Origin of the sequence: Brachybacterium sp. AOP42-C2-15 (assembly GCF_052377065.1) — a bacterium.
Taxonomy (GTDB): Bacteria; Actinomycetota; Actinomycetes; order Actinomycetales; family Dermabacteraceae; genus Brachybacterium.
In genome coordinates, this window is sequence record NZ_JBQSWK010000009.1 from 35,341 (window position 1) to 47,783 (window position 12,443).

At 70.5% G+C, this 12,443-nt stretch carries 13 protein-coding genes; all 13 read left to right on the top strand.

Features of this window, described 5'->3' with window-relative positions; all coding sequences use genetic code 11:
• Window positions 1–57: 57 nt before the first annotated feature.
• The 13 genes from ACT3SQ_RS06860 to rpoZ all read left to right on the top strand — a co-directional run bounded on the left by ACT3SQ_RS06860 (window position 58) and on the right by rpoZ (window position 12,424).
• A complete protein-coding gene (locus tag ACT3SQ_RS06860; protein ID WP_441444093.1) occupies window positions 58–675 on the top strand; it encodes a winged helix-turn-helix domain-containing protein in 618 nt (205 codons plus the stop codon).
• A gap of 74 nt (window positions 676–749) precedes the next feature.
• Entirely contained in the window at window positions 750–1,310 is a 561-nt protein-coding gene (efp, locus tag ACT3SQ_RS06865; protein WP_441444092.1) for an elongation factor P, read from the top strand.
• Window positions 1,307–1,852, top strand: coding sequence for a transcription antitermination factor NusB (gene nusB / locus ACT3SQ_RS06870; protein ID WP_441444091.1), 546 nt, complete (start codon window positions 1,307–1,309; stop codon window positions 1,850–1,852). The genes efp and nusB overlap by 4 nt, the downstream gene beginning before the upstream one ends.
• A gap of 168 nt (window positions 1,853–2,020) precedes the next feature.
• Window positions 2,021–2,659, top strand: coding sequence for a bifunctional pyr operon transcriptional regulator/uracil phosphoribosyltransferase PyrR (gene pyrR / locus ACT3SQ_RS06875; RefSeq protein WP_442331792.1), 639 nt, complete (start codon window positions 2,021–2,023; stop codon window positions 2,657–2,659).
• Window positions 2,656–3,618 carry an aspartate carbamoyltransferase catalytic subunit gene (locus tag ACT3SQ_RS06880; RefSeq protein ID WP_441444089.1) on the top strand — a complete coding sequence of 321 codons (963 nt, stop codon included), beginning with the start codon at window positions 2,656–2,658 and terminating at the stop codon, window positions 3,616–3,618. The genes pyrR and ACT3SQ_RS06880 overlap by 4 nt, the downstream gene beginning before the upstream one ends.
• A complete protein-coding gene (locus ACT3SQ_RS06885) occupies window positions 3,608–4,951 on the top strand; it encodes a dihydroorotase (protein WP_442331793.1) in 1,344 nt (447 codons plus the stop codon). The genes ACT3SQ_RS06880 and ACT3SQ_RS06885 overlap by 11 nt, the downstream gene beginning before the upstream one ends.
• Entirely contained in the window at window positions 4,948–5,442 is a 495-nt protein-coding gene (locus ACT3SQ_RS06890; RefSeq protein ID WP_441444087.1) for a PH-like domain-containing protein, read from the top strand. Before ACT3SQ_RS06885 ends, ACT3SQ_RS06890 begins: the two co-directional genes overlap by 4 nt.
• Window positions 5,439–6,656: a glutamine-hydrolyzing carbamoyl-phosphate synthase small subunit gene (gene carA, locus ACT3SQ_RS06895; protein WP_441444086.1), complete on the top strand. Its 1,218-nt coding sequence runs from the start codon at window positions 5,439–5,441 to the stop codon at window positions 6,654–6,656. The genes ACT3SQ_RS06890 and carA overlap by 4 nt, the downstream gene beginning before the upstream one ends.
• Window positions 6,656–10,009 (top strand): carbamoyl-phosphate synthase large subunit, encoded by a 3,354-nt coding sequence (gene carB / locus ACT3SQ_RS06900; protein WP_444600980.1) that lies wholly within the window; start codon window positions 6,656–6,658, stop codon window positions 10,007–10,009. Before carA ends, carB begins: the two co-directional genes overlap by 1 nt.
• Complete coding sequence (gene pyrF / locus ACT3SQ_RS06905; RefSeq protein ID WP_441444084.1) at window positions 10,006–10,869, top strand: orotidine-5'-phosphate decarboxylase; 864 nt, start codon at window positions 10,006–10,008, stop codon at window positions 10,867–10,869. Before carB ends, pyrF begins: the two co-directional genes overlap by 4 nt.
• A gap of 183 nt (window positions 10,870–11,052) precedes the next feature.
• Window positions 11,053–11,379: an integration host factor, actinobacterial type gene (mihF, locus tag ACT3SQ_RS06910; RefSeq protein WP_345080401.1), complete on the top strand. Its 327-nt coding sequence runs from the start codon at window positions 11,053–11,055 to the stop codon at window positions 11,377–11,379.
• Window positions 11,379–11,978 carry a guanylate kinase gene (gene gmk, locus ACT3SQ_RS06915; RefSeq protein ID WP_441444117.1) on the top strand — a complete coding sequence of 200 codons (600 nt, stop codon included), beginning with the start codon at window positions 11,379–11,381 and terminating at the stop codon, window positions 11,976–11,978. The genes mihF and gmk overlap by 1 nt, the downstream gene beginning before the upstream one ends.
• An 83-nt stretch (window positions 11,979–12,061) precedes the next feature.
• Window positions 12,062–12,424, top strand: a complete 363-nt coding sequence (gene rpoZ, locus ACT3SQ_RS06920) for a DNA-directed RNA polymerase subunit omega (protein WP_299303474.1) — start codon at window positions 12,062–12,064, stop codon at window positions 12,422–12,424.
• Window positions 12,425–12,443: the final 19 nt, after the last annotated feature.

Here is a 12,443-nt window from a genome sequence, read left to right on the forward strand (position 1 = left end):
TATCGTCACGAACACCTGATATTCATCGTTCCTGACGTCAGTCCTCGAGGAGTCGCCGTGTTCGTCCTGTCCCTCTCCGGCCGTCGCGGCCACGGCCGCGACGAGGGTGATCCGATCCCCGCCCTGCTCGCCGCCCTGGACGGGCTCGACGTGTCGCTGCCGCCCGAGCGCACCATGGGCCCCGACGCCCTGGTCCTCGCCGGGCGGGCCGAGGTCGCGCTCGAGGTGCTCCTGCGCGCGGCGGAGATCGGCCCGCTCGCGGCAGGCCTGGGCATCGGCGCCGTGACCCGCCCGCTGCCCGGCTCCGTGCGCGAGATCTCCGGACCCGCAGTCGTGGCCGCGACTGCGGCGCTGCAGGCGGCAGTCACGACCTCGCAGGTCCCCGTGGCTGTGCGCGCGGCTGATGACCGTCACCGCGACACCGCCGCGGACGCCGAGGCCGTGCTGCGCCTGGTGGTCTGGATGATCCGCACCCGCAATCGCCGCCAGCGGGAGACCGTCGGCGAGCTGCGCGAGGATCCCGGCGCCACCCAGGCGCAGCTGGCCCAGCGCCTCGGGGTCACCCAGCAGACGGTCTCGCGGGCCGTGAAGACCAGCGGTTGGCGCGAGGAGAGCGCCGCGCATCCGCTGGCCGTGAGGCTGCTGAGCATGATCGACCTCACGTCGGCTCGCTGAGTGCCCTTCCGACCCCGGCGCAGCCGTGCCTGCGCGCTATCCTGGGCACGCCCAGACGACTACCGAGGAGACTCATGGCGACGACGAACGATCTGAAGAACGGGATGGTCCTGGTGCTGGACCAGCAGCTGTGGAGCGTGGTCGAGTTCCAGCACGTCAAGCCCGGCAAGGGCCCGGCCTTCGTGCGCACCAAGCTGAAGAACGTCATGTCCGGCAAGGGCGTGGACAAGACCTTCAACGCAGGCCTCAAGGTCGAGACCGCCACGGTCGATCGCCGCGACATGCAGTTCTCCTACCTCGACGGCGACATGTTCGTGTTCATGGACACCAGCAGCTGGGAGCAGACCAGCCTCACCGCGGAGACCGTCGGCGAGGCCAAGGACTTCCTGATCGAGGAGCAGGACGTGGTGATCGCCTTCCACGAGGGTGCGGCGCTGTTCGTCGAGCTGCCGGCCTCCGTGGTCCTCGAGATCAAGTTCACCGAGCCCGGCCTGCAGGGCGACCGCTCCAGCGGTGGCACCAAGCCCGCCACGCTCGTGACCGGACGCGAGATCCAGGTCCCGCTGTTCCTCAACGAGGGCGACAAGGTCAAGGTCGACACCCGCAGCGGCGACTACCTCGAGCGCGTCAAGTGACCTCAGACTCCCCACAGGAGGACTCCGGGGTCCCGGCGATGCGCCGGGTCCCCGGGCTGCCCCACCCCACCCGGGAAGGCGCGGAGGTCACCTTCGAGCGCACGATCCCCGCTCCGTCCGACCGGCTCCACAGCCGTTCGCGTGACCGGATCCGGGCGATCGACGTGCTCTTCGAGGCCGATGCCAAGCAGCGCGAGGTGCTCGGTGTGCTGGAGGAGCGGCTGCGCCGTACGGCGGCGCAGACCCCGCTGCCGCAGCGCTCCCGTGAGCTCGTCGAGCTCTATGCCCCGAATGCGGTGGACATCGACGAGGACCTCGCCACCCACTCCCGGGACTGGCCCCTGCACCGGATGCCCGCGGTGGACCGCGCGATCCTGCGCCTGGGCAGTGCGGAGCTGCTCTACGGCGAGGACGAGTCCGGCCGGGGAGCGATCATCGGCGAGTACACGAAGATCGCCGAGGTGCTCTCCACCGACGACTCACCGCGATTCGTCAACGGGCTCCTCCAGCGGCTGGTCGAAGTGCGCGGCCTGCTCTCCTGAGCTGACGGCGGCGCGACCCGCCCGGGTCGCCGCCGCCATCCCCGCCGTCAGTCCGAGGGGCGGTCACCCGGGCTTCGCCCGCTGCCCGCCCTCTAGACTCGGCACCGCTCGCATGAGCGACAGACCCTTTAACGACACGTCCTGAGAGGCGTCGAAGGGAGACGAACGATGAATGACGATCCCCACGCGGGCCGCTGGCCTGCGACGAACGATCCGGTGCCCGCCGTGGACAGCTCGCGCGTGCTCGGCCCCGAAGAGATCCGGCGGGCGCTCACGCGCATCGCCCACGAGATCCTCGAGAGCGGTCACGGCGCCGATGACCTGGTCCTGCTCGGCATTCCCCATCGGGGAGTGCCGCTGGCCCGGCGCCTCGCGGAGCAGATAGCGCGCGCAGAGGGCCGCCCCGACGGCGAGGACCTCACCGAGCTGTACGGCGCGCTGGACATCACCATGTACCGCGACGACCTGCGGAACAATCCCACGCGTGCTCCGAGCCCGACCCGGATCCCGCGCTCCGGCATCGACGGGCGCATCGTGGTCCTGGTCGATGACGTCCTGTACTCCGGGCGCACGATCCGCGCGGCCCTCGACGCCCTCGGGGCGATCGGGCGGCCCGCCGCGGTACGACTCGCGGTGCTGGTCGACCGCGGTCATCGGGAGCTGCCGATCCGTGCGGATCACGTCGGCAAGAACCTCCCCACCGCGCGCAACGAACGGGTGCACGTCCAGCTCGCCGAGACCGACGGGGTCGATGCCGTCGACATCGTGCGCCCGGTCGGCGCCCGGTCCGAGGAGGTGCAGGCATGAAGCACTTCATCTCCATCGCCGATCTCTCCCGGGATGAGGCGCTCGCAGTGCTCGCCACCGCAGAGCACATGGCACAGACCCAGTCCCGTTCGATCCGCAAGCTGCCCACCCTGGTGGGCACGACCGTGGTGAACCTCTTCTTCGAGGACTCGACCCGCACCCGGATCAGCTTCGAGGCCGCCGCCAAGCGGCTCTCGGCGGATGTCATCAACTTCTCGGCCAAGGGATCCAGCATCTCCAAGGGCGAGTCGCTGAAGGACACCGCGCTGACCCTGCAGGCCATGGGCGCCGATGCGGTGGTGGTGCGCTCCGGTTCCTCCGGCGCCGCGCACCTGCTCGCCCACGCCGGCTGGATCGAGCAGCCGATCATCAACGCCGGAGACGGCGCGCACGAGCATCCCACCCAGGCGATGCTCGATGCCTTCACGATGCGCAGGCACCTGCGGCCGGGGGATCCCACCGCGGACCTCGCCGGGACGCACGTGGTCATCGTCGGCGACATCATCCACTCGCGCGTGGCGCGGTCCAACGTGCTGCTGCTGACCCTGCTCGGCGCGCGGGTGACGCTGGTCGCCCCGCCCGCCCTGGTGCCGGTCGGCGCCTCCGCCTGGCCCTGCGAGATCAGCTACGACCTCGACCAGGCGCTCGCGACCGGGCCGGATGCCGTGATGATGCTGCGGGTGCAGAGCGAGCGCATGGTCGGCGGCGGCTTCTTCCCGACGGTGGGGGAGTACTCCCGCCGCTACGGACTGTCCACCGCCCGGGCAGCGGCCCTGCCCGACCACACCATCGTGCTGCACCCCGGACCGATGAACCGGGGGCTCGAGATCGCCGGGGCGGTGGCGGATTCCCCGCGCAGCGTCATCGTCGAACAGGTCGCCTCCGGCGTCTTCGTCCGGATGGCCGTCCTCTTCCACCTGCTCGCCACCGACGCCCGGGAGGCTCCCCGTGACCACTGAGAACCCCAGCACCATCGACGCCGGAGGCAAGGGCCTGCCCGCCCCGCTCCTGATCCGGGGCGGCCGCCCGTACGGCGAGGACGTCCAGGACGTGCTCCTGGTCGCCGGAAGCATCGAGGCGATCGGCGCCGACCTCGAGGCACCCGAGGGCACCGAGGTCATCGACGCCGACGGCTGCATCGTGCTGCCCGGGCTGGTCGACCTCCACACGCACCTGCGCGAGCCCGGCGGTGAGGAGGCCGAGACCGTCGAATCCGGCACCCGCGCCGCAGCCCGCGGCGGCTTCACCGCCGTGCACGCCATGGCCAACACCACCCCGGTCGCCGACACCGCCGGCGTCGTGGAGCAGGTCGCCCGGCGCGGCGACAGCGCCGGCTGGTGCTCCGTGCGCCCGGTCGGAGCGGTGACCGTGGGTCTGGCGGGCGAGCGGCTCGCAGAGCTCGACGCGATGGCGAACTCCCGCGCGAAGGTCCGGGTGTTCAGCGACGACGGCAAATGCGTGCACGATCCCGTGCTGATGCGCCGCGCCCTGGAGTACGTGAAGTCGTTCGACGGCGTCATCGCCCAGCACGCCCAGGACCCCCGCCTCACCGAGGGCGCCCAGATGCACGAGGGCGCCGTCTCCGCCGAGCTGGGGCTGGCCGGTTGGCCCGCTGTCGCCGAGGAATCGATCATCGCGCGCGACGTGCTGCTGGCGCAGCACGTCGGCTCTCGGCTGCATGTCTGCCACCTGTCCACCGCCGGCAGCGTCGACATCATCCGCTGGGCCAAGCAGCGCGGCATCGAGGTGACCGCCGAGGTCACCCCGCACCACCTGCTGCTGACCGACGAGAACGTGCGGCAGTTCGACGCGGTGTTCAAGGTCAACCCGCCGCTGCGCACCGCCGAGGACGTAGAGGCAGTGCGCGAGGGCCTGGCCGACGGCACGATCGACATCGTCGCCACCGATCACGCCCCGCACCCGCGCGACGCCAAGGACCGCGAGTGGGATCAGGCGGCGATGGGGATGACCGGCCTGGAGACGGCACTCGCGCTGGTCCAGCTGACGATGGTCGACGAAGGTCGCCTCAGCTGGCGGGATGTGGCCCGGGTGATGTCCGAGAAGCCGGCGCAGATCGGACGCGACGAGGAACAGGGACAGGCCCTTAAGCCCGGCGCCCCGGCCCACGTCCTGGTCTGGGATCCGCGGCCGGTGCGCGTCGCGGACCCGGCCCAGCACGCCTCGCTGAGCCGCAACTCGCCCTTCGCCGGCCTCGAGCTGCCCGGCCTGAACCGGCTCACCGTGCTCGCCGGCCGCCTGACCGTGCGCGACGGCGAGGTGGTCGAACGATGAGCGACCAGCTCATCCCCGTCCTGCTGCTCGCGGCGCTGTTCGTGCTGATCCTGGCCGCGATGGCCTGGGGCTGGCACCGACGCGGACGGTCCCAGCAGCATCTTCCCGTCCCGGAGGACGCCACCCTCGAACAGCTCGGGGAGGCCGTGGCCCACGGTCCGGTCGCTGCCGTCTACGTCGACACCGTGCTCGCCGAGCAGCCGCTCGAGCGGATCGTCGCCCATGGTCTCGGGCAGCGGGCCAACGCCATGGTCACCCTCGGCGACCAGGGCTCCTGGCGACTGGAGCGTGAGGGCACCAGCAGCTTCACCATCCCCGGCACGGTCGTCACCGAGCTCACCTCGGGCCCCGGCATGGCCGGGAAGTTCATCGGTGGCGACGGCCTCCTGATCATCCGCTGGCGCCTCGGCGACCAGCTCCTCGACACCGGACTCCGCCTCGCGCGACGTTCCGACCACGACCTCCTGCTCTCCCGGAAGGAGAACGCATGACCTCCCCCGCGTCCCCAGAATCCCTCGCCCCCACCAGGGCCCCCAGCCACCGCCTGCGCACGGAGAAAGCGCTGCTGATCCTCGAGGACGGCACCATCCTGCGAGGCTCCGCCTACGGAGCGCGAGGCTCCCGCCTCGGCGAGGTCGTCTTCACCACCGGTATGACCGGCTACCAGGAGACCCTCTCGGACCCCTCCTACGCCGGACAGATCGTCGTGCAGACCGCCCCTCATATCGGGAACACCGGGGCCAACGCCCAGGACATGGAGTCACGGAAGGTGTGGGTGCGCGGCTACGCCGTGCGCGACGCCAGCCGCATCGCCTCCTCCTATCGCGCCGAGCAGACCCTGGATGAGCTGCTGATCAGCAGCGACATCGTGGGCATCAGCGACATCGACACCCGTATGCTCACCCGCCGGCTGCGCGAGCATGGCTCCCTGCGCGGCGGGATCTTCTCCGGGGACGCCCTGGCGAGCTCCGAGCAGGAGCTGCTCTCCCAGGTCCGTGACCAGCCCGCGATGACCGGCGCGAGCTTCATCGAGGAGGTGACCATCGCCCAGCCCGTGACCCTCGAGCCCGAGGGCGAGGTGGTCGCGACCGTCGCCGCCCTCGACCTCGGCATCAAGAGCGCCGCCCCGCGCAGCATGCTCCTGCGCGGGCTGCGGGTGCACCTCCTGCCCGCCTCGACCTCGCTTGAGGACCTGGTGGCGCTGGCCCCGGATGCCGTGTTCTTCTCCAACGGCCCGGGGGACCCCGCGGCGGCGACCGCACCGATCGAGCTGCTGCGCGGCGTCCTCGACGCCGGCCTGCCCTTCTTCGGCATCTGCTTCGGCAACCAGCTGCTCGGCAGGGCCCTCGGCTTCGACACCTACAAGCTGAAGTTCGGCCACCGCGGCATCAACCAGCCCGTGCAGGACCGCGAGACCGGCGAGGTGGCGATCACCGCCCACAACCACGGCTTCGCCGTCGACCTCCCGATCGAGGGTGAGCACATCGCCCCCCACGACGGCGGCCGCTACGGACGCGTGGTGGTCTCCCATGTCGGCCTCAACGACCAGGTGGTCGAGGGCCTTCGCTGCCTCGACCGGCCCGCGTTCTCGGTCCAGTACCACCCCGAGGCGGCCGGCGGCCCGCACGACGCCTCGCCCCTCTTCGATCGTCTGGCAGAGCTCGCCGTCGCGCACCGCGCCGGCTCTGCATCCAAGGAGTCCTGATGCCCCGTCGCACCGATATCTCGTCCGTCCTGGTCATCGGCTCCGGCCCGATCGTGATCGGCCAGGCCGCGGAGTTCGACTACTCCGGCACCCAGGCCTGCCGGGTGCTGCGCGAGGAGGGCCTGCGGGTCATCCTCGTCAACTCCAACCCGGCCACGATCATGACCGACCCGGAGATCGCCGACGCCACCTACATCGAGCCGATCGACCCGGAGATCATCCGGACGATCATCGAGAAGGAGCGGCCCGACGCGCTGCTGCCCACCCTCGGTGGCCAGACCGCGCTCAACGCCGCCATCGCACTCGCGGAGAACGGGACCCTGGAGGAGTTCGGGGTCGAGATGATCGGCGCGAGCCTCGACGCGATCAACAAGGCGGAGGACCGCCAGCTGTTCAAGGAGGTCGTCGAGCGAGTCGGTGGCGAATCCGCCCGCTCGAAGATCTGCCACTCCGTGGAGGATCTGCTGGCCGGCGCCGAGGAGCTCGGCTACCCGATGGTGGTGCGCCCCAGCTTCACCATGGGCGGGCTCGGCTCCGGCATGGCCTATGACGAGAAGGACCTCCGCCGCATCGGCGGGGACGGCCTGCACTACTCGCCGACCTCCGAGGTGCTGCTCGAGGAGTCGATCCTGGGCTGGAAGGAGTTCGAGCTCGAGCTGATGCGCGACAGCGCCGACAACTGCGTCGTGATCTGCTCGATCGAGAACGTCGACCCGGTCGGCGTGCACACCGGCGACTCGGTGACCGTCGCCCCCGCCCTCACCCTCACCGACGTCGAGATGCAGACCCTGCGGGACCTCGGCATCGCGATCATCCGCGAGGTGGGGGTCGACACCGGCGGCTGCAACGTCCAGTTCGCGACCCATCCCGAGACCGGCCGCGTGGTGGTCATCGAGATGAACCCGCGCGTCTCGCGCTCCTCGGCACTGGCCTCGAAGGCCACCGGCTTCCCGATCGCGAAGATCGCAGCCCGCGTCGCGATCGGCTACACGCTCGACGAGATCCGCAACGACATCACCGGCACCACCCCGGCGAGCTTCGAACCCGCGCTGGACTACGTGGTCGTCAAGGTGCCCCGCTTCGCCTTCGAGAAGTTCCCGGCGGCGGATCCGACGCTGACCACGACCATGAAGAGCGTCGGCGAGGCGATGGCCATGGGCCGCAACTTCACCGAGGCGCTCGGCAAGGCGCAGCGCTCGATCGACGTCAAGGGCGCTTCCCTCTCGTACCTGGGGACCCCGCCGTCACCCGCGGAGGTCACCGAGCTGCTGGAGGCCTCGCGCACCCCCACGGCGGAGCGGCTGGTCGACATCGCTCGGATCCTGTGGTCCGCGGCCGAGGGGATCCTCGATCCGGCCGAGACGCTCGACCGGCTGGTGGAGGCCACCGCGATCGATCGCTGGTTCCTCGATCAGATGCTGCTGGTCGCAGAGATCGCCGCGGAGATCCGCGGCGCGGAGGTGCTGGACGCGCAGCTGCTGTCCCTGGCGAAGCGCCACGGGCTCTCGGACGATCAGATCGGTGCGCTCACCGGGCGCAGCGGTGACGTGGTCAAGGGCGTCCGTGAGGCGCTGGGCATCAACCCCGTCTACAAGACGGTCGACACCTGCGCCGCGGAGTTCGCCTCCGCCACCCCGTACCACTACTCCACCTATGACCAGGAGACTGAGGTCGAACCGCGCGAACGTCCCGCGGTGCTGATCCTCGGCTCGGGCCCCAACCGCATCGGTCAGGGCATCGAGTTCGACTACTCCTGCGTGCACGCTGCGATGGCGCTGGGCAACCCGGAGCTGCCCGGCGGCGGCTACGAGACGGTCATGATCAACTGCAACCCCGAGACGGTCTCGACCGACTACGACATCGCCGACCGCCTCTACTTCGAGCCGCTCACCTTCGAGGACGTCGTCGAGGTGTACGAGGCGGAGAAGGCTGCCGGCCCCGTCGCCGGGGTCATCGTGCAGCTCGGCGGCCAGACCCCGCTCTCGCTCGCCCGCCGCCTCGAGGCCGAGGGACTGCCCATTATCGGCACCAGCCCGTCGGCCATCGACAACGCCGAGGACCGCGGTCACTTCGGAGCGGTGCTCGCCGAGGCGAATCTGCCGGCTCCGCCCTATGGGACCGCCTGGGGGCTCAGCGATGCGACCGAGGTCGCCGCGAGGGTCGGCTATCCGGTGCTGGTGCGCCCGAGCTACGTGCTCGGCGGGCGCGGCATGGAGATCGTGTTCGACGAGGCGGGGCTCGTGGACTACGTGGCCCGCAACCTGCCCGACGGCGGCCGGGCCGAGGCCCCGATCCTCATCGACAGCTTCCTGGACACCGCGATCGAGATCGACGTCGACGCCCTCTACGACGGCACCGACCTCTACATCGGCGGCGTGATGGAGCACATCGAGGAGGCCGGCATCCACTCCGGCGACTCGGCCTGCACCCTCCCGCCGATCACCCTCAGCGATGCGGTCATGGACCGCATCCGCACCTCCACGCTCGCGATCGCCGAGGGCGTGGGCGTGCGCGGACTGCTCAACATCCAGTTCGCCCTCTCCCACGGGGTGCTCTATGTGCTCGAGGCCAACCCGCGCGCCTCCCGCACGGTGCCCTTCGTCGCGAAGGCCACCGGGGTGCCGCTCGCGCAGGCCGCGGCGCTGCTGATGGCCGGCACCTCGATCGCGGACCTGCGCCTCGGGGGAGTGCTCCCGCTCGAGGGCGACGGCATGGACCTGCCCGACGACTCTCCCATCGCGGTGAAGGAGGCGGTGCTCCCGTTCAAGCGCTTCCGCACCCGTGAAGGCAAGGCGGTGGACTCCGTGCTCGGGCCGGAGATGCGATCCACCGGTGAGGTGATGGGGCTGGACTCGACCTTCCCCCTCGCCTTCGCGAAGTCTCAGCTCGCGATCTCCGGTCAGGGCCTGCCCACCTCCGGCACCGCCTTCGTCTCTGTCGCGGACCGGGACAAGCGGTCGCTCGCACTCCCGGTGGCGCGCCTGGCGGCGCTCGGATTCGAGATCCTCACCACCGCGGGCACCGGAAGGGTGCTGCGCCGCTACGGCATCCCCTGCCGGGTGCTGCGCAAGGCCTCCGAGGCCGGCGACGAGGCGAGCGTCATCGAGCTCATCGAAGACGGCACGGTGGACCTGGTGATGAACACACCTTCCGGCTCCAACGCCCGGGTGGACGGCTACGCCATCCGCGCCGCCGCGACCAGCATGGACGTGCCGATGATCACCACCCTCCAGGAGTTCCAGGCCGCGGTGCAGGCGATCGAGGCACGACCGGTCGAGCCCTTCGAGGTGACGAGCCTGCAGGACCACACCGCACGGCTGAACGCGGTGCGTGCCGCCCAGGTCGGCGCATGACGCTGCAGGGGAGGAGCTTCGGCTCCCGGCTGCAGCAGTCCGTCGCGGAGCACGGCCGGCTGGTCGCCGGCATCGACCCCCACGCCTCGCTGCTGGAGGCGTGGGGGCTGCCGGACACACCGGAGGGCCTGCGGGAGTTCTCCCGGATCGTGCTGACCGCGGTGACCGGCAGGGTCGCCGCGATCAAGCCCCAGTCCGCCTTCTTCGAGCGCCATGGCTCCGCCGGGGTCGCAGTGCTCGAGGAGCTGCTGCAGGCCGCGCGAGAAGCCGGGGTGCTCAGCATCCTGGACGTCAAGCGCGGAGACATCGGCTCGACCATGGCCGCCTATGCGGACGCCCACCTGCTCCCGGGTGCCCCGCTCGAGGCCGACTCGATCACCGTCAGCCCCTTCCTGGGCACCGGGTCCCTCGACCCGGCGGCGCAGCTCGCGACCCAGCACGGCAAGGGCCTCTTCGTGCTGGCGCTGACCTCGAACCCGGATGGTCCCCAGGTCCAGCACGCCCTCACCTCTGCAGACACGCCGGTGGCGCAGGAGATCGCGCGACACGCCGAGGCGCTCGGAGCTGCGGCGCCGGGGGAGTGGTCGAGCATCGGCCTGGTCGTGGGCGCGACCGTCGGCGACAGCTATCGCCGGCTCGGCCTGGATCGCGTCGCACCCTCGGTCCCGCTGCTCGCACCGGGCTTCGGGGCACAGGGCGCCGGTCCCGCCCAGATGGGTGAGGTATTCGGCGAAAGTGCAGGTCACGTCCTGGTCTCACTCTCGCGAGGACTCTTGGCGGCAGGCCCTGACCCGGACGCCCTGAGCCGACGGGCCGAACAGCTGCGCTTCGAGTACGCCGGTCCTGCCGACGCCTCCTGAGGAACCGTCCGGGTGGGGGTCACGACCCCCGCTCGGACCCCCTCGGGAGTGACCGATCTGCACCGGACCAGCGACGAAGCCTGTCAAAAGTGCGCTCGACCACGAATATGGGGTTACGCTCTTCCCACATCGAGGTCCTCCCGGATCTCCCCGTCACCAGCAAGAGAACAAGAGGTAAGAACTGTGGCTCTCCCTCCCCTCACCCCTGAGCAGCGGGCCGACGCCCTGAAGAAGGCAGCCGAGGCTCGTCGCGAGCGCGCCGCCATCAAGGCCCGGCTCAAGGACAGCGCCGGACACCGCGGCGAGGAGATCAAGAAGGTCCTCAAGGAGGCCGAGACCAACGAGGTCGTCGGTCGTCTGCGCGTCTCCGCCCTGCTGGAGGCCCTCCCGGGTGTCGGCAAGGTCAAGGCCCAGCAGATCATGGAGGAGATCGGCATCTCCCCATCCCGCAAGATCCGCGGCCTCGGCTCCCATCAGGCTGAGAAGCTCGTCGCACACTTCTCCGAGTGATCGACCACTCCACCACCGGGGCCGGCGCCGTGAAGGCGTCGGCCCCGGTGACTGTGCTCGCCGGGCCCACGGCCGTCGGCAAGGGCACCGTCTCCGCAGCGATCCGCGCGCGATACCCGCAGATCTGGTTGTCCGTCTCCGCCACCACCCGCGCCCCGCGCCCCGGTGAGGTCGACGGCGTGCACTACCGCTTCGTGAGCGAGGAGGACTTCTCCTCGCTGATCGAACAGGGGCAGATGCTCGAGTGGGCCGTGGTGCACGGTCGCAACAAGTACGGCACCCCGCGGGGCCCTGTCGAGCAGAAGGTGTCCGAAGGGCGCCCGGTCCTGCTCGAGATCGATCTTGCCGGCGCCCGCCAGATCCGCGAGTCGATGCCCGAGGCACGCTTCGTGTTCCTGGCCCCGCCGGACTGGGACACCCTGGTGGACCGACTCGTCGGGCGTGGCACCGAGGACTCCGAGGAGCGCGAGCGCCGCCTGCAGACGGCGAAGATCGAGCTCGCCGCAGAGGGCGAGTTCGACGTCACCATCGTCAACGACACCGTGGACCGCGCCGCCGATGAGCTCGCCGGGCTGCTCGGCGTGCGCGACCTCACCTGACCCCGCACGCTCTCGCCCTCGCCCCTGAGCTCACAAGGGCGTATCCTGAAGCGTCGCACGCCGAAACTCATGAAGGGACATCCGTGGCCGGAACAGTCGCTCAGCCCGAAGGCATCACGAACCCCCCGATCGACCGTCTCCTCGAGACTGTCGATTCCAAGTACGCCCTGGTGCTCTACGCCTCCCAGCGCGCTCGCCAGATCAACGCGTACTACTCGCAGCTCTCCGAAGGGCTGCTCGAGTTCGTCGGTCCGCTGGTGGATGTCGACAACCAGGAGAAGTCGCTCTCGATCGCACTGCGTGAGATCGATGAGGGCCTGCTGACCGTCCGCGAGATCGACGAGGAGGAGTACGCCGCGCAGAACGAGCCGGATCCGAATGCTCCGGCCCCGCTGATGCTCGGCGACGACGCTCCTGAGGTCCCGCCCTCCGGCTTCACGCTCTGACTCGGCCATCGCCGGGTTG

Excerpts from the sequence above, each read along its gene's own strand:
- efp (WP_441444092.1), top strand. The coding sequence starts at position 750 with ATGGCGACGACGAACGATCTGAAGAACGGGATGGTCCTGGTGCTGGAC.
- pyrR (WP_442331792.1), top strand. The coding sequence starts at position 2,021 with ATGAATGACGATCCCCACGCGGGCCGCTGGCCTGCGACGAACGATCCG.
- ACT3SQ_RS06880 (WP_441444089.1), top strand. The coding sequence starts at position 2,656 with ATGAAGCACTTCATCTCCATCGCCGATCTCTCCCGGGATGAGGCGCTC.
- ACT3SQ_RS06890 (WP_441444087.1), top strand. The coding sequence starts at position 4,948 with ATGAGCGACCAGCTCATCCCCGTCCTGCTGCTCGCGGCGCTGTTCGTG.
- carA (WP_441444086.1), top strand. The coding sequence starts at position 5,439 with ATGACCTCCCCCGCGTCCCCAGAATCCCTCGCCCCCACCAGGGCCCCC.
- carB (WP_444600980.1), top strand. The coding sequence starts at position 6,656 with ATGCCCCGTCGCACCGATATCTCGTCCGTCCTGGTCATCGGCTCCGGC.
- pyrF (WP_441444084.1), top strand. The coding sequence starts at position 10,006 with ATGACGCTGCAGGGGAGGAGCTTCGGCTCCCGGCTGCAGCAGTCCGTC.